At 65.7% G+C, this 20,364-nt stretch carries 18 protein-coding genes; 7 read left to right on the top strand and 11 right to left on the bottom strand.

Annotated features, from left to right (window positions below):
* Positions 1–26 precede the first annotated feature (26 nt).
* Together AC1RAD_RS02805 and AC1RAD_RS02800 are read left to right on the top strand one after the other, a co-directional pair.
* Positions 27–1,553 (top strand): UxaA family hydrolase, encoded by a 1,527-nt coding sequence (locus AC1RAD_RS02805; RefSeq protein WP_492733776.1) that lies wholly within the window; start codon positions 27–29, stop codon positions 1,551–1,553.
* A 56-nt stretch (positions 1,554–1,609) separates the two neighbouring features.
* Positions 1,610–2,668: a malate/lactate/ureidoglycolate dehydrogenase gene (locus AC1RAD_RS02800; RefSeq protein WP_492733774.1), complete on the top strand. Its 1,059-nt coding sequence runs from the start codon at positions 1,610–1,612 to the stop codon at positions 2,666–2,668.
* On the opposite strand, the gene AC1RAD_RS02795 is transcribed toward AC1RAD_RS02800, so the two are convergent.
* The 4 genes from AC1RAD_RS02795 to AC1RAD_RS02780 all read right to left on the bottom strand — a co-directional run bounded on the left by AC1RAD_RS02795 (position 2,665) and on the right by AC1RAD_RS02780 (position 6,522).
* Positions 2,665–3,546, bottom strand: coding sequence for a DMT family transporter (locus AC1RAD_RS02795; RefSeq protein ID WP_492731689.1), 882 nt, complete (start codon positions 3,544–3,546; stop codon positions 2,665–2,667). The two genes, AC1RAD_RS02800 and AC1RAD_RS02795, sit on opposite strands and share 4 nt — an antisense overlap.
* A 187-nt stretch (positions 3,547–3,733) precedes the next feature.
* Positions 3,734–4,384, bottom strand: a complete 651-nt coding sequence (slmA, locus tag AC1RAD_RS02790; RefSeq protein WP_062471138.1) for a nucleoid occlusion factor SlmA — start codon at positions 4,382–4,384, stop codon at positions 3,734–3,736.
* Positions 4,385–4,472: 88 nt separating this feature from the next.
* Positions 4,473–5,366, bottom strand: a complete 894-nt coding sequence (argB, locus tag AC1RAD_RS02785; protein ID WP_062471140.1) for an acetylglutamate kinase — start codon at positions 5,364–5,366, stop codon at positions 4,473–4,475.
* Positions 5,367–5,430: 64 nt separating this feature from the next.
* Positions 5,431–6,522 carry a glycosyltransferase family 4 protein gene (locus AC1RAD_RS02780; RefSeq protein WP_062471143.1) on the bottom strand — a complete coding sequence of 364 codons (1,092 nt, stop codon included), beginning with the start codon at positions 6,520–6,522 and terminating at the stop codon, positions 5,431–5,433.
* Positions 6,523–6,567: 45 nt separating this feature from the next.
* Between AC1RAD_RS02780 and AC1RAD_RS02775 the strand changes: the two genes are divergently transcribed.
* Positions 6,568–7,326 (top strand): glycosyltransferase family 2 protein, encoded by a 759-nt coding sequence (locus AC1RAD_RS02775; RefSeq protein WP_492733772.1) that lies wholly within the window; start codon positions 6,568–6,570, stop codon positions 7,324–7,326.
* 85 nt (positions 7,327–7,411) lie between these two features.
* Positions 7,412–9,430, top strand: a complete 2,019-nt coding sequence (locus tag AC1RAD_RS02770) for an acyltransferase family protein (RefSeq protein WP_492733771.1) — start codon at positions 7,412–7,414, stop codon at positions 9,428–9,430.
* A 40-nt stretch (positions 9,431–9,470) separates the two neighbouring features.
* Here AC1RAD_RS02770 and AC1RAD_RS02765 read toward each other — a convergent pair whose 3' ends face one another.
* Both AC1RAD_RS02765 and AC1RAD_RS02760 read right to left on the bottom strand, forming a co-directional pair.
* A complete protein-coding gene (locus AC1RAD_RS02765; protein WP_390346810.1) occupies positions 9,471–10,535 on the bottom strand; it encodes a glycosyltransferase family 2 protein in 1,065 nt (354 codons plus the stop codon).
* A gap of 10 nt (positions 10,536–10,545) precedes the next feature.
* Positions 10,546–11,550, bottom strand: coding sequence for a glycosyltransferase family 2 protein (locus AC1RAD_RS02760; protein WP_492733768.1), 1,005 nt, complete (start codon positions 11,548–11,550; stop codon positions 10,546–10,548).
* 318 nt (positions 11,551–11,868) lie between these two features.
* Between AC1RAD_RS02760 and AC1RAD_RS02755 the strand changes: the two genes are divergently transcribed.
* The 3 genes from AC1RAD_RS02755 (at position 11,869) to AC1RAD_RS02745 (ending at position 14,607) form a co-directional block, all read left to right on the top strand.
* Positions 11,869–12,672, top strand: coding sequence for an ABC transporter permease (locus AC1RAD_RS02755; protein ID WP_492686368.1), 804 nt, complete (start codon positions 11,869–11,871; stop codon positions 12,670–12,672).
* Positions 12,673–12,675: 3 nt separating this feature from the next.
* Complete coding sequence (locus AC1RAD_RS02750) at positions 12,676–13,377, top strand: ABC transporter ATP-binding protein (protein WP_492733766.1); 702 nt, start codon at positions 12,676–12,678, stop codon at positions 13,375–13,377.
* Positions 13,378–13,482: 105 nt separating this feature from the next.
* Positions 13,483–14,607, top strand: a complete 1,125-nt coding sequence (locus AC1RAD_RS02745) for a class I SAM-dependent methyltransferase (RefSeq protein WP_492733764.1) — start codon at positions 13,483–13,485, stop codon at positions 14,605–14,607.
* A 91-nt stretch (positions 14,608–14,698) separates the two neighbouring features.
* Here the strand turns inward: AC1RAD_RS02745 and AC1RAD_RS02740 are convergent, their stop codons facing one another.
* The 5 genes from AC1RAD_RS02740 to AC1RAD_RS02720 form a co-directional block, all read right to left on the bottom strand.
* Entirely contained in the window at positions 14,699–15,766 is a 1,068-nt protein-coding gene (locus tag AC1RAD_RS02740; protein WP_492733762.1) for an acyltransferase family protein, read from the bottom strand.
* 14 nt (positions 15,767–15,780) lie between these two features.
* Entirely contained in the window at positions 15,781–16,935 is a 1,155-nt protein-coding gene (locus AC1RAD_RS02735) for an acyltransferase family protein (RefSeq protein WP_492733760.1), read from the bottom strand.
* A 69-nt stretch (positions 16,936–17,004) separates the two neighbouring features.
* Positions 17,005–18,078, bottom strand: coding sequence for a glycosyltransferase (locus AC1RAD_RS02730; RefSeq protein ID WP_492733758.1), 1,074 nt, complete (start codon positions 18,076–18,078; stop codon positions 17,005–17,007).
* Positions 18,075–19,241 (bottom strand): glycosyltransferase family 2 protein, encoded by a 1,167-nt coding sequence (locus tag AC1RAD_RS02725; protein WP_492733756.1) that lies wholly within the window; start codon positions 19,239–19,241, stop codon positions 18,075–18,077. The genes AC1RAD_RS02730 and AC1RAD_RS02725 overlap by 4 nt, the downstream gene beginning before the upstream one ends.
* A complete protein-coding gene (locus AC1RAD_RS02720) occupies positions 19,238–20,338 on the bottom strand; it encodes a DegT/DnrJ/EryC1/StrS family aminotransferase (RefSeq protein ID WP_492733754.1) in 1,101 nt (366 codons plus the stop codon). The genes AC1RAD_RS02725 and AC1RAD_RS02720 overlap by 4 nt, the downstream gene beginning before the upstream one ends.
* Between the last annotated feature and the right edge of the window lie 26 nt (positions 20,339–20,364).

Below are 20,364 nucleotides of genomic sequence, written 5' to 3'. Positions count from 1 at the left end.
CGCCGGCTCCGAGAACGATACCCACGATGACCCCCTACATCCGACTCCATCCCGCCGACGACGTCGTCATCGCGCGCTCGCAACTGCTGGGCGGCACGCTCGTCGAGAACGTGGCCGTGCGCGGCCTGATCCCGCCGGGGCACAAGGTCGCCATGCGCGCCATCGCGCAGGGCGAACCAGTGCGCCGCTACAACCAGATCATCGGCTTCGCGAGCAAGGCCATTGCCGCCGGCGAGCACGTGCACACGCAGAACCTGGACATGGGCCCCGACAAGGGCGACTTCGAACGCGACTACGCCTTCGGCGCCGACGTGAAGCCCGCACCCTCGAAACGCGAAGCCACCTTCATGGGCATCCAGCGCGCCGACGGCCGCGTGGCCACGCGCAACTACATCGGCGTGCTGACCAGCGTGAACTGCTCGGCCACCGCTGCGCGCGCCATTGCCGACCACTTCTCGCGCAAGACGAATCCGCAGGCGCTCGCCGCGTTTCCGAACGTCGACGGCGTGGTCGCACTGACGCACGGCACGGGCTGCGGCATGGACACGCAGGGCATGGGCATGCAGATCCTGGAGCGCACGCTCACGGGCTACGCCACGCACCCGAACTTCGCGGGCGTGCTGGTGGTGGGACTGGGCTGCGAAGCCAACCAGATCAACGCCTGGCTCGCGACCGGCCACCTGGCCGAGGGCGAGAACTTCCGCACCTTCAACATCCAGGACACGGGCGGCACGCGCAAGACCGTCGAGAAGGGCGTGGCGCTCATCAACGAGATGCTGCCGCGCGCCAACGCCGTGAAGCGCGAGCCGTGCAGCGCGGCGCACATCACCATCGGGCTGCAGTGCGGCGGCTCGGACGGCTACTCGGGCATCAGCGCGAACCCGGCGCTGGGCGCGGCGGTCGACCTGCTGGTGGCGCACGGCGGCACGGCCATCCTCAGCGAAACGCCCGAGGTCTACGGCGCCGAGCACCTGCTGACACGCCGCGCGGTGAAGCGCGAGGTCGGCCAGAAGCTGGTGGAGCGCATCAAGTGGTGGGAGCACTACACCGCCATCAACGAAGGCGAGATGAACAACAACCCCTCGCCGGGCAACAAGGCGGGCGGGCTCACGACCATCCTCGAGAAGTCGCTGGGCGCGGTCGCCAAGGGCGGCACGAGCAACCTCGAGGCGGTGTACGAATACGCCGAGCCCGTCACCGCGCACGGCTTCGTCTACATGGACACGCCGGGCTACGACCCGGTGAGCGCCACGGGCCAGGTGGCGGGCGGCGCGAACCTGATCTGCTTCACGACCGGTCGCGGCTCGGCCTACGGCTGCGCGCCCTCGCCCTCGCTCAAGCTGGCGACCAACTCGGCGCTGTGGCAGCGACAGGAAGAAGACATGGACATCAACTGCGGCGAGATCGTCGACGGCACAGCGTCGATTGCGGAGATGGGCCAGCGCATCTTCGAGCTGGTGCTGGCCACGGCCTCGGGCGCGCACTCCAAGAGCGAACAGCACGGCTACGGGCAGAACGAGTTCGTGCCGTGGCAAGTCGGCGCGGTGATGTGAGGCCCGCCCTCCCCTTCGGCTATGCCATCCCATTGAACGCACGAGGAGCCTGATCCATGTCCAGAACCCTGCCGGCCGACGGCCTGCAAGCCAACGTCGCCCGCATCCTCGAAGCCGCGGGCAGCAGCGCCGCCGAAGCACAGCAGGTGGCCGCCAACCTCGTGCTGGCCAACCTGAGCGGGCACGACTCGCACGGCGTGGGCATGCTGCCGCGCTACATCGATGCGGTGGCCGAGGGCGGCCTCGTGCCCAACGCCGCCGTGAAGGTCAACCTCGACATCGGCACGCTGATGGGCCTGGACGGCCAGCACGGCTACGGGCAGATCGTCGGCGTGCAGGCGATGGAGCTCGGCATCGCGCGCGCGAAGCAGCACGGCAGCTGCATCTTCACGCTCGCGAACGCGCACCACCTGGGGCGCATCGGCCATTTCGCGGAGATGGCGACGGCGCGGGGGCTGGTGGCGATGCACTTCGTCAACGTGCTCTCGCGGCCCGTGGTGGCGCCCTGGGGCGGCGGCGACGGGCGCTTCGGCACCAACCCGTGCTGCATCGGCATTCCGCTGGCGGGCGCCGAGCCCTTCGTGCTCGACTACGCGACCAGCCGCGTGGCGCAGGGCAAGATGCGCGTGGCCCACAACAAGGGCGAGCAGGTGCCCGACGGCTACCTGATCGACGAGCACGGCGCGCCCACCAACGACCCGGGCGTGGTCGTGGTGCCGCAGGGCAACGGCCTGTTCGGCGCGCTCATGACCTTCGGCGAGCACAAGGGCTACGGCATGGCCGTGGCCTGCGAGCTGCTGGGCGGCGCGCTCACGGGCGGCGGCACCTGGCACCGGCCGGCGGACACGGCGCGCACGGTGCTCAACGGCATGCTGACGGTGCTGATCGACCCCGCGAAGCTCGGCACGCAGAAGGCCTTCGACGAGGAGGCACGCGAGTTCATCGGCTGGCTGCGGCAAAGCCCGCCGGGCCAGGGCTTCGAGGCCGTGCAGATCGCGGGCGAGCCGGAGCGCCAAGCGCGCGCGGCACGCCGGCGCGATGGGGTGTGGGTCGACGACGCGACCTGGGGCGAGATCGTCGCCGCCGGCGTCAAGGTGGGCGTGACCGTCGCCTAGCGTCGCGCCGCCTGACGCGACTTCTGGCTCAGCACGAGCGCGATGCCGCCGAGGATCGCCACCGAGGCGAGCGCCAGCCGCGGCGTGATCGCTTCCGACAGGAACAGCACGCCGCCGAACGCCGCCAGCAGCGGCACCGACAGTTGCACCGTGGCCGCCCGCAACGCCGACAGCCGGCCCAGCGCCGCGTACCAGACGACGTAGCCGAGCCCCGAGGTCAGCGCACCGGAGGCCACGGCCAGCGCGACGCCGCGCGCATCGGCGTGCGCGCGCGTGGCGAACACCAGGCTCAGCGCCAGGGCCAGCGGCACGGCGCGCAGGAAGTTGCGAGCGGTCGCGGCCAGCGGGTCGGCCACGCCCCGGCCGCGCAGCGAATACACGCCCCACGCCACGCCCGCCACCGCCATCAGCACGGCGCCCAGCAACGGCGGCGCGGCGATGCCCGGCGACACCAGGTAGACGAGGCCGGCCGCCGCAAGGACGAAGCCGCACCACGCCAGCACCCCGAAGCGCTCGCCGCCGCCCAGCCCCGCGCCCAGCATCGTGAGCTGCACCGCGCCGAAGAGGATCAGCGCGCCCGTGCCCGCCGAAAGGCTGAGGTACGCGAAGGAGAAGAACGCCACATAGGCGAACAGCATGACGGCCGGAAGCCAGCCGGTGCGCCCGAGGGCGGACGGCTGCGATCGGAAGCGCACGACAAGCGCCAACGTGATCGCCCCGGACGCGAGCCGGATGCTGCCGAAGCTGGCCGGGTCGATGCCGCCGTGCTGCAGCGCGAGCCGGCACAGCAGCGAGTTGGCCGCGAACGCGACCATGGCGACCGCGGTGAGCGCAACGGCATGCAGGAGAAGGGCCGGACGGGCGGCGGCGTCAGGCATGGCACGCCCCGGAAGGCCAGCGGCGGCGGGAAGGACAAGCACTCATGCGAGCCTCCGATCCAGAGGTCATGCGAAACGGGCTTGTCACCGCGACACCGCGTGGCGGCAAGGGAGGAAATTGATCGTACGCGCCGCAAGGGGCCGCGTCGAGTTCAGCGTTACGGCGCCGGCCTTGCCGGCAAGGCCATCAAACGATCAGGGCGATCGTGGCTTCCAGGTGTTCCGACGGCGCGCGGCGGAAACCCGAGCGCGCAAAGCGCTGCAGCTGCCCCACCACGAAGGCCGTGAGCGCCGCAGCGCGCACCTGGGCATCGACGCTGGGCGTGGCCGAGCCGTCGGCGGCGGCCGCGCCGCGCAGCACTTGGCGCAGCGTGGCCTCGATCTTGTCGAAGAACTGGTTCATGCGCTGCTGCAGGCGCTCGTTCTCGAACACCAGTGCATCGCCGACCATGACGCGCGTCATGCCGGGGTTGCGCTCGGCGAACTGCACGAGCAGCACGAGGATGCGGGCCGCCTGCTGGCTGCCGGTGGCGCCTTCGCGCTCGAGGATCTGGTTGACCAGCGTGAAGACGCTCTGCTCGATGAAGTCGATGAGGCCCTCGAACATCTGGGCCTTGCTCGCGAAGTGGCGGTACAGGGCCGCCTCGCTCACCTCGAGCCGCGCGGCCAGCGCGGCGGTGGTGACCCGCTCGGCACCGGGCTGCTCCAGCATGGCGGCCAGCGCCTGCAGGATCTGCACGCGCCGCTCGCCCGGCTTGGGGCGCTTGCGCGTCGGTGCGGCGGCGGGCGTGTCGGCCGGGGTCTCTACGCCGGGGGCAGCTGTCTCTTCGTTCTGCATGGGAGCGCGTGCAAAGATGTAATCAATTGATTCTCGCACAGCGCAGTGAGCGCGCGCCTTCCGCCGACGGAAGGCACGCGGAGGGCGCTCAACGCGCCCGGATCATCGTGCCGTAGGCCTGGTCGGTCAGGATCTCGAGCAGCATCGCGTGCGGCACGCGGCCGTCGATGATGTGCACCGCGTTCACGCCGCTCTTGGCCGCGTCGAGCGCGCCTTCGATCTTGGGCAGCATGCCGCCCGAGATGGTGCCGTCGGCGAACAGGTCGTCGATTTCGCGCGCGCTCAGGTTGGTGAGCAGGTTGCCGTTCTTGTCGAGCACGCCGGGCGTGTTCGTCAGCAGCATGAGCTTCTCGGCCTTGAGCACGGTGGCCAGCTTGCCGGCGACGACGTCGGCGTTGATGTTGTAGCTCTCGTTCTCCTCGCCGAAGCCAATCGGGCTCACGACGGGAATGAAGGCGTCGTCCTGCAGCGCCTTGACCACGCTGGGGTCGATGGAGACGATGTCGCCGACCTGGCCCACGTCGTGGTGCACGTTCGGGTCGGTGCGGTCGGCCAGCTTGAGCTTTTGCGCGCGAATGAGGCCGCCGTCGCGTCCCGTGAGGCCAACGGCCTTGCCGCCGGCCTGGTTGATCAGGCCCACGATGTCCTGCTGCACCTCGCCGGCCAGCACCCATTCGACGACTTCCATGGTCTCGGCGTCGGTCACGCGCATGCCCTGCACGAAGCTGCCCTTCTTGCCCAGCTTGTTCAGCGCGGCCTCGATCTGCGGGCCGCCGCCGTGCACCACCACCGGGTTCATGCCGACCAGCTTGAGCAGCACCACGTCTTCGGCGAAGTCGGCCTGCAGCGCGGGGTCGGTCATGGCGTTGCCGCCGTACTTGATGACGATGGTCTTGCCGTGGAACTTGCGGATGTACGGCAGCGCCTGGGCCAGGATCTCGGCCTTGTCGCGCGGAGGGATGTTGAGGACGGGGTCGGTCATGGGCGGTCAGGCTCCAAAGCGGTGGACGATGGGAAGAATTCTCGCAACAAGGCGGCGCCGGCGGTCAGGGCCGCAGCCAGCGCGGAACCTTGAAGCGCACGATCATCAGGTACGCCCCGACGTAGGTCGTGACGAACAGAAGGCAGAACAGCATCAGCACGAAGGTGTTGTTCCAGAACAGCACCGCGGGCACCACCGACAGCGCGGCGAACATCCACAGGTAGGGCGAGGTGCGGTTGTTGCGCGCCAGCAGCTGGCGCGCCTCGTCGTCCGCGAAGGCCACGCGCACGATGCGCCGGAAGATCAGCTGGTGGAAGTGCAGCGCGTCGGCCGTGCCCGGCGACTGGCCGCGGGCCAGCTTGCGGTAGATGGAGAACAGCGTCTCCCACACCGGGTAGATCAAGAGCAGCATCGGGAACCACGGCGACACCACGCGGTGGCGCTGCACCAGCGTCACGCAGGCCACGGCGATCACCATGCCCCAGACGTAGGCGCCGCCGTCGCCGGCGAAGATCTTGCCGCGCGGGTAGTTCCAGACCAGGAAGCCGAAGGTGGCGCCGACCAGGCAGATCACCATCGCCGCCAGCTGCCGGTCGCCCAGTTGCAGCGCCACATGCGAGATCGCCAGGCACACGAGCACGGCCACGGTGCCGGCCAGCCCGTTGTAGCCGTCGATGATGTTGAAGGCATGCGGCAGGCCGCCGATGGCCAGGGCCGCGAAGACCAGCGAGGCGTAAGGCAACAGCGCGAGCCAGCCGTCGAGCGTCTCGAAGCCGGTGCGCGCCACGCCCAGCCCCTGCACCCAGCACACCAGCAACGCCGAGCCGATGGTCAGGCCCAGCCGGTAGCGCACCTTGACCTGCTGCGTCACGTCTTCGACGATGCCGCCGAGCACGGCGGGCAGGATGCACACCAGCGTGAGCATCGAGGACTTGAGCGGCCAGGCGATGTTCAGCGGCTCGATCAGGCCGGCGCCCAGCCAGGCCGCGCTCATGCCGAGCATGATGCCGGCCCCGCCCAGACGTGGCACGTGGCCCTTGTGGAAACGCTGGGGCATGTCGGCGCCGTAGCGGCGCGCGTGTCTGCGCGCGCGGCGCATGAACAGCTGCACCGCGATGGCGGAGACGAAGAAACTGAGGATGATCAGGGCAATCATGAGTGGGGTTGGGGGAACCCTAGAATTCCCGAGCGAAATTAGACCATGCCCACGCCCCCTTCTTCACCCCACGCCCCGGTCACCCTGTCGATCGTGAGCCACGGCCAGCTCGCGCTGGTGCTGCCGCTGCTCGAGCAGCTCGACCGGCACAGCCGGGACGCGATCGCCAAGGTCGTGCTCACGCTGAACATTCCCGAGGCCGACCTGCTCGCAGGACGACAGTGGGGCTTTCCCATCGAGCGCATCGAGAACGCGGCGCCCCTGGGCTTCGGCGCCAACCACAACCAGGCCTTCGCGCGCTGCGACACGCCCTGGTTCCTGGTGCTCAACCCCGACATCCGCCTGGACGCCGACGTGCTCGCCCCGATGCTCGCCCAGGCCGCGCCCGACGCCGGCCTGATGACGCCGCGCATCCTGGAGTCGGGCCGGCCCGAGCCCGAGCCGCACCGCGCGCTGCTGACTCCCTTCGAGATCCTGGGCCGCAAGAAGCCCGGCTACCAGCCGCCGGCCGTACCGGCCTGGATTCCCGGGCTGTTCATGCTGTTTCGCAGCGAGGCCTACCGCAAGATCGGCGGCTTCGACGAACGCTTCTTCATGTACGGGGAAGACTTCGACATCTGCGCCCGCACCCGGCTGGCCGGCTGGAAGCTCCAGGTGACCGAAGACCTGCGCGCGCGCCACGACGCCCAGCGCGCCAGCCACCGCAGCAAGAAGTACCTGTACTGGCACGTGACCAGCCTGCTCAAGGTGTGGCTGTCGGGCGCTTTCTGGCGCTACTGGCGGCTGCAGCGCGCCGCCGCCTGAAAAAGGCACGGCGGCGTTTGCGAGGACAATCGGGGCCGAAAAGCCCCGCACGAAAAGCCCGCAAGCGCCGCTTTCAGCACCGACGATGACGACCACGAGCAGCCCGACCTCCCTCCCCGAACACGCCCACCTGGTTCACCCGAAATACCGCCCGGACATCGACGGGCTGCGCGCCGTCGCGGTGCTCTCGGTGCTCGGCTACCACGCGTTCCCGCAGTGGATCAAGGGCGGCTTCATCGGTGTCGACATCTTCTTCGTCATCTCGGGCTTCCTGATCACCACCATCATCCTGGGCAGCTTCCAGGGCGACGGCTTCAGCTACCGCGAGTTCTATGCGCGGCGCGTGAAGCGCATCTTCCCGGCGCTGGCGCTGGTGCTGCTGGCCACCATGGCCTTCGGCTGGTTCGCCCTGCTGCCGCACGAATGGGAACAACTGGGCAAGCACGTGGCCGCGGGCGCGGGCTTCGTCTCGAACTTCGCCTTCTGGAGCGAGGCCGGCTACTTCGACAACGCCGCCGAGACCAAGCCGCTGCTGCACCTGTGGTCGCTGGCCATCGAAGAGCAGTTCTACATCTTCTGGCCCGTGCTGCTGGGCCTGGCCTGGAAGCGCAAGTGGCGCATGCTCACGGTGCTCGGCACGGTGGCGGCGATGTCGTTCCTGCTCAACGTGACGACCATCCACAGCCACCGCACGGCCGCGTTCTATTCGCCGCTGTCGCGCTTCTGGGAACTGATGATCGGCGGCATGCTGGCCTACGCGCGGCTGCACCGCCCGCCGCCGAAGCCGGGCTGGAGCCGCCACGCACAGTCGATCGCCGGCCTCGTGCTGATCGTGCTGGGCCTGTGCTACATCCGCGGCGGCAAGGCCTTCCCCGGGTTCTGGGCCATCCTGCCGTCGGTGGGCGCCTTCTTCTGCATCGCGGCCGGGCCGAGCGGCGTGCTCAACCGCTATGTGCTGGCCTCCAAGCCGATGGTCTGGGTGGGGCTCATCAGCTACCCGCTGTATCTGTGGCACTGGCCGCTGCTGGCCTACGCGCGCATCCTGGAAGGCAAGCTGCCGTCGGACGGCATCCGGGCGCTGATGCTGGTGGCGTCGTTGGTGCTCGCCTGGCTGACCTACCGGTTCGTCGAGCGCTACACGCGCCGCAGCGCGAACCCGACGGTGACGGCGGGGCTGGTGGCCGTGATGATCGGCTTCGTCGTGCTCGGCCTGCTGGCGACCACGCGCTACTACGTCGGCCGCCACAGCGATCCGTACTTCAACAAGACCGCCGCAGCCGCCAAGGACTGGGCCTACCCGGACGGCCTGAGCCCGATCAAGGTCGACGGCGAGGTGCTGCAGCAGATCGGGCAGGGCAAGCGACGGGTGCTGTTCTTCGGGGACAGCCACGTCGAACAGTACGGGCCGCGCGCCGTCGAACTCTCCAAGACCTCGCCGGGCACGCTCGATTCGCTCTCCTTCGTGACCTGGGGCGCCTGCCCGCCGATCCCCAACGTGGTCGACGAGCAGAACAACCTCTGTGGCGAACGCCGCGACGGCGGCATGCGGCTGGCCATGAGCGACCGGTTCGACGCCGTCGTCTTCGGCGGCTGCTGGAACTGCTACTTCACCGAGACCGGCAAGCCCAACGCCGAGAACGCAGCGGCCGACCGCTACTACTTCTTCGACGGCAAGGACAAGCGGCGCTTCATGGGCGGCGGCGGCGTGGACTTCTCGCTCAACATGCTCGAGACCGTGCTGACCACGTTGGCCAAACACAAGCAGGTCTACCTGCTGCTGGACAACCCGGTCGGCGAGGGCTTCGGCCCCGAGGAGTTCATCAAGGGCGGCCGCCTGGGCGACATGCAAGTGGGCAAGATGTCGCCCACCGCTCCCTGGGACCCGAGGCAGAAAGCACTGCACGAGCGCATGCGGCAGATCGCGCAGCGCAGCGGCGCCATCGTGATCGACCCGATCCCGAGCCTGTGCCAGAAAGACTGGTGCACCCGCGCCGATGCCGACGCCACGCCGATCTACAAGGACGCAGGCCACCTGCGCGCCGAGTACGTGCGCTCGCACGCCACCTACATGGACCCGGCGATGACGTCGGCGCCGGCCCGCTGAGGACCAGGCTGCGGCGGCCTCCGGGCCACCGCGGCGCGCCTCAGGACTTGTAGACCTTGCGCAGGCTGCGGATGATCGGCAGCTTCGTCAGCGCGCCGATGAAGCGCACCATGCCCGGCGTGCTCCGGCGCAGCAGGAACAGCGTGATCCACAACCGCAGCTTCTTCTTGCGGCCCACATACGGGTTCGCGAAGACGATGGCCGCGTAGTCATCGAGCACCGCCGTCATCTCGCCGCGGTACTGGTCGTCCTTCTTGATGGCCTCGATCGCCTCGTTCACGAAGAACAGCTGGAAGCGCGGCATCAGGTATTCGCGCAGGTAGTAGCGGCCGCGCTGGTGCTCGTCGGGGAACATCTGCAGCAGCTTCTTGAAGTACTTGAAGCGGCTGCGCACCATGCGGATGCCGAACGAGGTGCTGGCCGTGTGGATGCACCAGACCGTCACGGCCTTGTCCACGAAGTGATTGCTGTAGCCCTTGCGGAAGATGCGCAGGAACAGGTCGTCGTCCTCGTAGCCCATGAACTGCGAGTCGAAGCCGCCCACCGCGTCGAAGGCCTTGCGGCTCACCAGCGCGGCCGAGGGCAGCACGAACATGTCGTAGCGCAGCAGGTCGAAGATGCTGCGCTTCGGGTGCTGCGCGTGGTCCTTGATGACGCCGGTACGGATCACGTTGCCGTCGCCGTCCGCTTCGTACAGGTCGGCGTAGATGTAGCCGAACAGGCGGTCGTCCCACGGGATCGACGACACCAGCGTCTCGATGTGGTTCGGCAGGTAGAAGTCGTCCTGGTCCAGGAAGCAGATGTACTCGGAGGTCGACGCCGCCACGCCCGCATTGCGCGCCGAGCCCTGGCCGCCGTTCTCCTTGTCGAGGATGCGGAACGGATAGCGGGCCGCCAGCCCGTCGAGCGCGGCGCGCTCCTCCGGGCGGGAGCCGTCGTTGACCACGATCACCTCGTGCGCCGGCACCGACTGCTCGAACACGCTCTTCACCGAGCGCTCGATGAAATCGGCGCCGTTGTAGAACGGGATGATGACCACGACGTTCGGCCAGGCCATCGGCTCGCCGGGCGGGGAAGGGTTCGCGGGGACGTTGGTTGGGTTCATTGTTGTTGTGTCAGACGGATTCGAAAAGATCGCGGACCACGCCGCGCATCCCGCGGCCGAACTTGTCATAGCGACCGGTCATGGCCTCGCGCAGGATCGGCACGCACCGGGCCAGGCGCGAGGCCGGCAAGGCGGCGCGGAAGCGCTGGTGCACGATCTTGCTGCGCACCTTGTCGATGATCTCGGGGGGCACGCGATCGCCGAGCTGGAGCAGGCGCTCCAGCAACAGCTCCGCCTTGATCGCGCGCTCGACGTGCGTGTTGCCGCGCGAGGCGAGCGCCTTGCGCACCTTTTCCTTGAAGGTGTCGCGGCGGGCACCGATCTGGTTGGATTCGTGCTGGCGGTAGTCGATGAGCGGCTCTTCGAGCAGGTCGACCCGCGCCGTCGTCGACGCGATGATGGCCAGCCATTCGTCGTGCACCCACTCGACGGGCAGCGGCAGCGCATCGGCGAGCAGCGCACGACGGAAAACCGTGGTGGCGCCGGTCACGAGGTTGCGGCGCAGGAACACATCGAACGCCCGGCCCGTGTGGATCCGCTCGAGCTCCGACGGTGTGACCTCCAGCGCATGGAACAGCGTGTTGCCCAGGTCGCGGCCTTGGGAATCCACGAGGCGCGCGTCGGTGTGCAGCAGCCAGAGGTTGTCGTCCTGCACGAAGGGCGCCACCATCCGCTCGAGCCGGTCGGGCACCCACACGTCGTCCTGGTCGCTCAGCGCGATCAGGTCGCCGGCGCAGGCAGAGATGGCCTGTTCGAAGTTCTTGACGACCCGCAGGGCCACGGGATTCTCGAAGACCCGCAGGGCGATGGGCGGCCCGGGGCGCTCCGCTGCGCATTCGGCCACCGTGGCACGCACGACATCGACCGAGCCGTCGCGCGAGGCATCGTCGGACAGCACGACCTCGATCGGCGGCCGGGTCTGCAGGCAGATGCTGCGCACCTGCTCGCGCAGGAAGCGGGCGCCGTTGTAGGTGCACAGGGCGACGGAGACTTCGAGAGGACGGGGATTGCGCATGGGTGGATCGTTTTTCTGTCGGGCATGCTGCCGATGGCAGCCGCAGCCCGTCCGATCGGGGGAGCGGTGGGCTCTTCCATGGTTACGAATTGCAGGGGAACCGGAGCCGGTAAAATTATCTCTCAGTTGATACTCTGAATAAAATGCGCGGGCTCGCACGAGCACCGTCCCGGCCCATCCGGCCATAGCCCTCCAAGAAATCCCGCTTGACCCCCTCGGCCACGAAGCGCTTTTGCTCATCGCCGTTTCACGCGGCGGTGGGAACCTGACCCTGCACATCGGCATCCGCATGGCAGACAAAGACACTGACGCACACGCATGAGCCAAGTTCATTCCAATCTCCATCGAAGCGCCCTGGCCGACTGGTGGGAAGGCACCCGCCGCACCGACATCTGGTGGACGCTGGCCTGGTTCGACGTGGTGCTGCGCTATCGCCGCTCCATGCTGGGCCCGCTGTGGCTCACGCTGAGCATGGGCATCATGATCGGCGGCATGGGCCCGCTGTATGCCTCGCTCTTCGGCACCCAGCTGGACAAGTTCTTCCCGCACCTGGCGCTCGGCGTGATCTTCTGGGGTTTCTTCTCCGCGATCGTCACCGATGCCTGCAACGCCTTCGTCGGCGCCTCCAACTACCTGAAGCAGGGCTACTTTCCCATCAGCCTCTTCGTGTGGCGAGGCCTGGGACGCAACCTGATCCAGTTCGCCCACCAGATCGTGCTGTACATCCCCGTCGCCCTGTGGGCCGGCGTCTCGCTGTCGTGGTCGGTTCTCCTGGTCATTCCGGCCTTCCTGATCCTCATCGTCAACGCCCATGCGCTCGGCCTGCTGCTGGGCCTCATCTGCACCCGCTACCGCGACGTGACGCAGATCATCACCAGCATCATGCAGATGCTGATGTTCCTCACCCCCGTGTTCTGGCTTCCCGAGAACCTCCCGGGCCGCGCCAAGTACGTGCTGTGGAACCCCTTTGCGCAGATGCTCGACCTGTTGCGCACGCCGCTGATGGGCGGCGTGGCCCACCTCGAAAGCTGGATCGGTATCGGTCTGTGGACCGTGTTGTGCCTGACCGCCGCGAGCGTGATGTTCGTCAAATACCGTCGCCGCGTCGTTTACTGGCTCTGATCCATGGCATCCATTTCACTCAAGAACGTTTCGGTCAGCTTCCCCATCTATGGGGCCGGCTCGGTGTCACTCAAGAAGACGCTGGCGGCCTCCGTCACCGGCGGGCGCTTCGGCAAGGAAACCGGCGTCACCGTGGTGCAGGCGCTCAGCGGCCTCAACCTCGAACTCAAGAGCGGCGACCGGCTGGGCCTGATCGGCCACAACGGTGCGGGCAAGTCCACGCTGCTGCGCACGCTGGCGGGCGTCTATGAACCGTCGTCAGGCGAGTTCACGCGCCAGGGTTCGGTGGCCAGCCTGATCGATCCCGCACTGGGCATCGAGATGGACGCGACCGGCATCGAAAACATCATGCTGCGCGGCCTCGTCATGGGCATGAGCAAGAAAGAGGTCGACCGGCTCACGCCCGACATCTGCGAATTCAGCGGCCTGGGCGAGTACGTCAACATGCCCGTTCGTACCTACTCGACCGGCATGATGATGCGGCTGGCATTCTCCATCTCGACCAGCGTCGAAGCCGACATCCTGCTGATGGACGAATGGCTGTCGGTGGGCGACGCCGCCTTCACCGAGAAGGCAGAGAAGCGGATGCGCGACGTGGTGTCCAAGTCGGGCATCCTGGTGCTGGCCTCGCACTCGCCCGAGCTGATTGCCAAGGAGTGCAATCGCGTGATTCACCTGGAGCACGGACGAATCGTCGAAAGCTGAGGGAGCACGGCTGCAAACGCCGTGACTCACATCGGTCTCCGTAGACCCTCCGGGCATTCAACGAATATGATGATTGCCCCCCCATCTTGCGCCCCCAAGGATTGAATGAATATGCATTTCAAGTGCAACGTTTGCGCGTCTGTCCGTGTGGGCCGCTCATTGACACGGGGTGATGGGCGCAATGTCCTGTTCTGCGAGAACTGCGACATGGGGGTCGTCGAAGTAGTTCCCGAAGATACGAGCGTCTTCTATGAAGACACGTACTACGGCGCGAGCAACGCGGACGAGGTTGGCTACCACGACTACGAGTTCACGGCGGATCACAGCCTGCTGTGGGTCAAGCTGGTGCTGGAAGCGATCTCACCCGCGGGCCGGATTCTGGACATCGGTTGTGCCAACGGCCATTTGCTCCGAAGCCTGAACGGCGACTACGAACGCTTCGGCATCGAGGTCAATGCGGCCGCAGCCGGCGTGGCCCAGCAAAGAGGCGTGGCCGTCATTGCCTCCGATGTGTTCGATCCCGCAGTCAGCAATCAAACGCATGGCAGTTTCGACTTCATCACGTCGATCGCAACCTTCGAGCACGTGAACGACTTCAGGGGCGCATTCGATGTTTCCCTGAAATCCCTTCGGCCCGACGGTGTCCTCATCTTCGAGGTCCCGCTGATGTCGTACACAAGGGACAACAAGGATTGGCTCGAATCCTCGTACGAGCATGTCTACTACCCCACGGTCAAGGGGCTGGAGGCCTTGTTCAAGGAATTTCCGGACCATCAATTCACTGGATTCGAGTCCGACATCGCCGGGTACAGCTCGACCTACATCGGCGTCGCCGCTCGCGATCCTGCGGTCTTCGCTCGCGTGAGCCAGCTTCTCGAGGCAATGACACGGCCTTCGCCCGCCGGTCTTTCCGACGAGGAGACCTGCATCAATCTTGCGTACAACGTCGTCCACTCATTCAACGTGACTGCCGACCGCATTCTGGCGCTGCCTACGCTGGTCAAGCATGCCTACAGTTTCAATCTGGTGAAGCGCCTGACCCAGCTCTGGCATGCGGACCGGGTCGTTGCAGACAATGCCGGAGGCGCATTGGAAAGTGCGAAATGGCATGAGCAACAGGCGAAGAATTGGCAACATGAGTGGGATCGCCTGCATCACGACACCGAAAACCTGAAAGCGACCAACGCTGCGATGTACAAGCAGCTGCAGTCGCTGATGAATCCATCCTGAGCGACGTGTCGAGAAGCTCCAGGGGTCGCTCCGGATCGGGGAGCAACACGCGGATGACCGCGACGCGCCGCGAATCGAAGACGTTCCGCGACTAGACGGCGCGAAGGACTGCCCACGAAAAGCGGCGTCCTAGAGCGATGCCCCATCTTTCCACCGAGTGGAACAGGGCGGCAGTGACAAGACAAAGGGCGACTGTTGCGCACAGCAGCACAACGGTCCCGCTGCTCGAAAGCTTGTCTCCCCGACCCAACGCCAGATAAGCCCACGATGTGAAGCTGCAGAGCACCGGAACGTGCAGCAGGTACATCGAGAAGGAGACCTGGCCGAGCCACCTGGATATCGGCAACGAAAGTGCCCGCTGAAATCCCCCGTTGAGCAACACGCCATAGAGCAGCCCGGCACTGCAGAGCGTGAGCCACACGGGCCCGAAGTCACTTGGCCGCACCGCGGCGAAGACGATCGCGCCGATCAGCAAAGCCCACGACACCAAGGGCGCGGCCTTCGACCCGCTTAGCTTCCGATGCATGTCGAGCTGCGTGAAATTCGCAATCGCGGCGCCTGCGGCCATCGCCACGAACGGAGATGCAAGCCATCCGGTGATCGCGAGCAGCGCCACATGAATGACGCCTCGCAGCACGGGCCCCCGCCCCATGACAAGCAGCGCAGCGAAGACAAGGATCGAACCTTGCATCTCGACGGGCATGGTCCAAAGCGGCGCATCGTAGGAGCTTGCCGGCGAGCCATCGACGTACACCCTCCAGAAGGAAAAGTGCAGCACATCCGCCACCGTGGGGGTGAAGGAGTAGACGATCGGCAGCCAGCCCTCGCTTCCTGTCACCTTGCTCGCCGGGATGTTGCGCATCCACCCGAGAGCCATCAACACCATGGCCAGACACGACGCCGCGAAGATCGGCACGGTGAGCCGCGGATAGCGTCGAAGCGCCAGGTCGACGACTGCGCGTCGCTCACCGGTCCGAAAGAATCCCACGCTCAACACGTAGCCGGAGAGAACGAAAAAGATGAACACCGAGAATGAACCGTCGGTGAGAAGAGGATAGAAGCCGGGACGCCATGTCGGCCAGAAGATCTCCCCCGCGTGGCACAAGACGACAACGAGCGCCGCCCAGCCGCGCAGGCCGTCAAGGTAGGTTTCTCTCATGCTTCGATGGCGCTCTACTTGGCTGCTGCTCGTTCTGCAATCGGCGGATGCAATGTCTTGGCCTTGCTTCCGCCACGCAGCAGCCGCTGGGCAGGCTTTTCGACGAGCAGATAGACCGTCGTCGCCAGCACGAGGAGCACACTGAAGTAGACAAACTCGGGAACGCCCGGCCATGCGAACGTGGTCACGAATGCCTTGATCAGGATGAGATGCAGCATGTAGATGGAGAAGCTGATCTCGCCAAGAAATACGAACGGGCGCAAGGACAGCAATCGCCCGACCAGGCCGCGACCGGAGGCAAGACACCCGATCGCCAATGCAAAAGCCCAGCACGATCCGGCCGGCTGAAAAAACAGGTTGAACCACGGGCTCGGGAACTGTTGTTGCACCGCGTAGAAGCCTGTCAGCATCCACCATGTGCAAACAGCGAGCGCGATCACTTCAACGGCCGTCCACCACCACAGCGATCTGGACTGATGGCTCAGATACCGCCTCCACAGCACGTTGGTCGACATGCCAAGCACAAACTCGAACCCACGCATCAACGGGTTCGGGTAAGTCGCATATGCCGCCGTGAACCGATTGAAGTCACCGCTTTCGATCGGCACCTCTGCGATGCGAAGCGCTGCGATCAGACCCACCGCCAACACAGCGGCGCCCAAGAGCTTCCAGTGCCAAGTGCGCTCGATGTTGACCAGCAGGAACGGAAACGCCAGATAGAAGAACATCTCTGTCGAGATGCTCCACGACACGGAGTTCCACGAGAACGTGTACGCCAGAAATGGGAAAACCGAGTGCACGAGCATCGCATTAACGCCGAGCACCACCCACTTGCTGAAGATGCCGGGACCGTCGAATGTGATCGAGTCCGGCGCCACGCTGACAACCAGCAAGACGATGCCGACGACATGTACCGGCCAAAGTCTCGCAACCCTTGCGCGCATGAACGTCAAGATCGACCCTGGCGGGCGATCGCCATAGACATGCGTCAGGATGAACCCGGACAGGACGAAAAAGAAACTGACGCCCTGCGCAAGCGCCAAAGGCGCACCGCGCAACCATGGCCATGCAAGGCTGTTGGACCCGTGCAAGACCACAATCATCATTGCGGCAAAAAATCGCAGGCTGGTCAGCGCCTTGAGATTTTCAATGGTGGGTTGCTGCGGCATCGTTTAGGCCCGTGCGCTTGCCGCCGCGCGCGTCACAGCGAAGCTCGCGATACCGGTCGTGAGTCTCTTTCAAATGAGCGCCACTTTCGCGAAGGCGGTCGCATACGCCTCGATCATCTTTTCGCGGCTGAAATGCGCCAGCGCATGGGCACGCGCGGCAGTCTTGAGTGCGTCGAGCGCCTGCGGCTGCTCCTGCAACCTGGACAGCAGCCCGTGAATGCGCTCGGTTTCAGTCGGCTGCATCAGAAAGCCGTTGACCCCATCGGCCACCAGTTCAGGAATTCCGCCCACTGGCGCAGCAATCACGGGAATGCCACACGCATTCGCCTCCATGACCAAAACGGGTCTGCCATCGAACTTCGACGGCAGGATGAGCACATCCAGTTGGTGCAATGCTTCCTTGGCGTGCTCCACAAAACCGTGATACCTCAGCCTGTCGGTGATCCCGCTGGTTGCAACCCGCTCCTTGACCATGGCCGCGTCGGGGCCCGTGCCGAACATGTCGAAATCGAGCCCGGGGTTCAGGCTCGCCAGCCGCCGCGCCAATTCGATGAACCCAACAGGATTCTTCTCACCTGACATCCGGCCGACATATCCGACCTTGAGTCCAGCGCCGCTGGGCGGCGTGGCAGCAGGGAAAAAATCGTCCACATCGACGCCGCTGCGAACGACGACAACAGGAGGATCGGGCCTGCGGGACGATCGCCTGATGAAATCGCCCATGAAATCACTCTCGACGATCACGGCATCGAAGCATCCTTCATAGAGGAAGTGGTTCAACGTATGGCCGATTTCGTTGTACAGGATGTCGGCGACCCGCAGCGCAGGCAACCGCTCTTTCCAATAGGGAAGGAGGTGATACAGCTGTGTGGCGCCCACCTGCAGCACGAGATCTATCTTGCGATCGACAAGAAGTTCTTGAACCAGATCGAACCGGGTCACCGAGGACATGCCGGACAGGTTGAGCAGATGCCCGGTCGAGGCGAAATCTTCCAGCGCATCGGGCTCGTAGTCTGCCGACGCATCGCCGCAATAAGCCACCGTGATCTCGACTCCGCGCGCTCTGAGCGCACGGAAGATCGCAATCGAGAGGGCCCCCTTCACCAGGAAAGGGAGCAGTGCCAGGATACGGGGCGAGTTCATTTGGTCAGGGTACGGACAAGACGCGACCATGCACGCCGGGGAAAGGAGGGGGAGCCGCGTGAGGCCAGGGCTTCATTGAGCGCCTGGTGCTCGGCCTGCAGCGAACGATAGGCGCGCTCCCAGTTCTCGCACTCCCCTTTGAAGTAGTCCCTCGCCTCGATATAGGCCCGGATATCACTGTGGAGTTTGTCGACATCCTGATAGGCATCGGCACCCGGTCCCACGAATGCGAAGGAGCGCCGACCGATTTCGGCGAGCTCGGGATGGTCGCTGTAGTTTCCCAGCATGGCACGGAAATGCTGGAAATCAGAGGCTGCTGTCGACTGCATCATCACGCCGATCAGCCTGTGGGCCTGCAACGGTGGCAACTGGCTCAGCGATGGATGGCGGCATGTCCATGCAACCATTCGCGTGATGGAAGGAAGCAGCGAACGCGCTTCGGCAAGAGGCACCAGATTGCGTTGCATCGCGTAGCTGACCTCGAGCAGCGTGCCGACCGGATCACCGTGTGTCACGCCACGCGAGTGCGCGCGAATGGAAGTCAGGGGCTGCGGAATGATGGCGAACTTGCATCCGTGCTGCAGCGCGCGAGTCCACAGTTCGTAGTCCGGCGCGCGGACCATCAGCGGGTCATCCAGCCCGATTCGCTGGTGCGCGGAGGCGCGCACCATGGTGGAGGACCGGCACAGATGATTGGCACCGATCCAGGTGTCGACCAGATTCAGGTCGCGCGGCTGGTTGTATCCCGCCTCCATCGCGTCGGCCGATGGGTGCCGATTGTCATTCTCGTCATAGATCGCGACATAGGTACCAATGACATCGAGTTGTGGATTCCGGGCAGCCGCCTCCAACTGGATTTCGGCCTTTCGTGGATCGACCCAATCGTCCGCATCCAGGTTGACCAACCACTCGCCACGCGCTTCTTGAACCGCCCGGTTGTAGCTGGCCGCACCGCCCAGGTTCTTCTCATTGACGAACAGCCTGATGCGCGGGTCTTCGAAGGAGGAAACGATGGCCACCGAGTTGTCGACGGATCCATCGTCCACGACCACGATCTCGAAGTCCTGCACCGTCTGGTCCAGGATGCTGCGCAACGTCTTGCCTATGTAGCGCTCGTAGTTGTACGAAAGAACGATGTACGAGAGAAGCGGGCTCTTGCTCATTGGAGGCAACCGGTGACGCGGTCCAGGTCACCCGCCGACAGGTCAGCGTGGAAAGGCAAGCCGATGACACGGGGTGCGAGGGCGTCGGTTGCCGACAGGTCGGACCTCGGCACATCCTTGAACGCCGGATGCCGGTGGCAACCCAGGCCCCACCAGCGACGCCACTCGACCTTGGCGTTGTCGAGCCGAGCCAGGGTCGCGGCGAGATCCGCAGCCGGAACCATCACGTTCAACGTCATGGTGACCCAATCGGTTCCGACCCCACGCTGCAGCTGCACCGCTTTTCCTTCCAGTCGACTCGCATACGCGGCCGTCAGGTCGCGCATTTCCTGGAGGCGCGCCGGCAGCCCGTCCAGCGCCGCCAAGCCCACCGCTGCCGCGTATTCGGAAATGCGATAGTTGCCCGCGCGCAGCGAAGACAGGCGCTCCTGGCCGGCGAATCCGAAGCCCGTCATGGCGGTTGCGCGTTCCATCAACGCCTGGTCGGCACAGAAGATGGCGCCGCCTTCGCCGATGCCCAGCGTCTTGGTGGCATGCAGGCTCACGCAAACGGGTTGCTGGCCGATACCGGAGAGCGAAGTCAATGCCGCCGCCGCATCGAACACGACGGGAATCCCGTGCCGCGCCTCGAAGTCGGCCCACGCGGCGAAGTCCGGCGGCGCACCGAAGGCACTGACGACCAACACGGCTGCGACCGGGCCGGGCACGGACTTCAGCGCGGCGGTCGCGATTTCGGGCGTGAGCGCCAGGGTGTCCGGATCTGCTTCAAGCAGGTATGGCGTCAGCCCGGCATTGCACACCGCGTGCGCGCTGGCGATGAAGGTGAACGCCGGCATCAGGCAGTGACCGCCCTGCTCGCAACGCAACCTCAATGCAAGCTCGATCGCGGTGGTTCCATTGGAGGTCAGCGTCGTGTGACTGCCTCCGACCAGATCGCCGAGACGGCGCGCGAATTCTCCGTTGAGCGGCCCGTAGTTGCTGTACGTGCGGGCGCTGTCGATGCGCTCGAGGTAAGGAAGGAGTTCAGCCGACGTTGGCAGTTTCGGTCGCAAAACCTTGATCGTCGCCGGGGAAGCGTCGCGTTCTTGAATGGGCATGACTTGAGACATCTGAGCAGTGGGGC

This window comes from Variovorax sp. GW823-FHT04B03, from assembly GCF_058796495.1.
The sequence above is the reverse complement of the archived record's forward strand: the minus strand, read 5'-3'. Positions and strand labels throughout refer to the sequence as shown.

Excerpts from the sequence above, each read along its gene's own strand:
- AC1RAD_RS02780 (WP_062471143.1), bottom strand. The coding sequence starts at position 6,522 with ATGATTGCCCTGATCATCCTCAGTTTCTTCGTCTCCGCCATCGCGGTG.
- AC1RAD_RS02755 (WP_492686368.1), top strand. The coding sequence starts at position 11,869 with ATGAGCCAAGTTCATTCCAATCTCCATCGAAGCGCCCTGGCCGACTGG.
- AC1RAD_RS02795 (WP_492731689.1), bottom strand. The coding sequence starts at position 3,546 with ATGCCTGACGCCGCCGCCCGTCCGGCCCTTCTCCTGCATGCCGTTGCG.
- AC1RAD_RS02740 (WP_492733762.1), bottom strand. The coding sequence starts at position 15,766 with ATGAGAGAAACCTACCTTGACGGCCTGCGCGGCTGGGCGGCGCTCGTT.
- AC1RAD_RS02720 (WP_492733754.1), bottom strand. The coding sequence starts at position 20,338 with ATGCCCATTCAAGAACGCGACGCTTCCCCGGCGACGATCAAGGTTTTG.
- slmA (WP_062471138.1), bottom strand. The coding sequence starts at position 4,384 with ATGCAGAACGAAGAGACAGCTGCCCCCGGCGTAGAGACCCCGGCCGAC.
- AC1RAD_RS02725 (WP_492733756.1), bottom strand. The coding sequence starts at position 19,241 with ATGAGCAAGAGCCCGCTTCTCTCGTACATCGTTCTTTCGTACAACTAC.
- AC1RAD_RS02805 (WP_492733776.1), top strand. The coding sequence starts at position 27 with ATGACCCCCTACATCCGACTCCATCCCGCCGACGACGTCGTCATCGCG.
- AC1RAD_RS02750 (WP_492733766.1), top strand. The coding sequence starts at position 12,676 with ATGGCATCCATTTCACTCAAGAACGTTTCGGTCAGCTTCCCCATCTAT.
- AC1RAD_RS02730 (WP_492733758.1), bottom strand. The coding sequence starts at position 18,078 with ATGAACTCGCCCCGTATCCTGGCACTGCTCCCTTTCCTGGTGAAGGGG.
- AC1RAD_RS02775 (WP_492733772.1), top strand. The coding sequence starts at position 6,568 with ATGCCCACGCCCCCTTCTTCACCCCACGCCCCGGTCACCCTGTCGATC.
- AC1RAD_RS02770 (WP_492733771.1), top strand. The coding sequence starts at position 7,412 with ATGACGACCACGAGCAGCCCGACCTCCCTCCCCGAACACGCCCACCTG.
- AC1RAD_RS02765 (WP_390346810.1), bottom strand. The coding sequence starts at position 10,535 with ATGAACCCAACCAACGTCCCCGCGAACCCTTCCCCGCCCGGCGAGCCG.
- AC1RAD_RS02760 (WP_492733768.1), bottom strand. The coding sequence starts at position 11,550 with ATGCGCAATCCCCGTCCTCTCGAAGTCTCCGTCGCCCTGTGCACCTAC.
- argB (WP_062471140.1), bottom strand. The coding sequence starts at position 5,366 with ATGACCGACCCCGTCCTCAACATCCCTCCGCGCGACAAGGCCGAGATC.
- AC1RAD_RS02745 (WP_492733764.1), top strand. The coding sequence starts at position 13,483 with ATGAATATGCATTTCAAGTGCAACGTTTGCGCGTCTGTCCGTGTGGGC.
- AC1RAD_RS02800 (WP_492733774.1), top strand. The coding sequence starts at position 1,610 with ATGTCCAGAACCCTGCCGGCCGACGGCCTGCAAGCCAACGTCGCCCGC.
- AC1RAD_RS02735 (WP_492733760.1), bottom strand. The coding sequence starts at position 16,935 with ATGCCGCAGCAACCCACCATTGAAAATCTCAAGGCGCTGACCAGCCTG.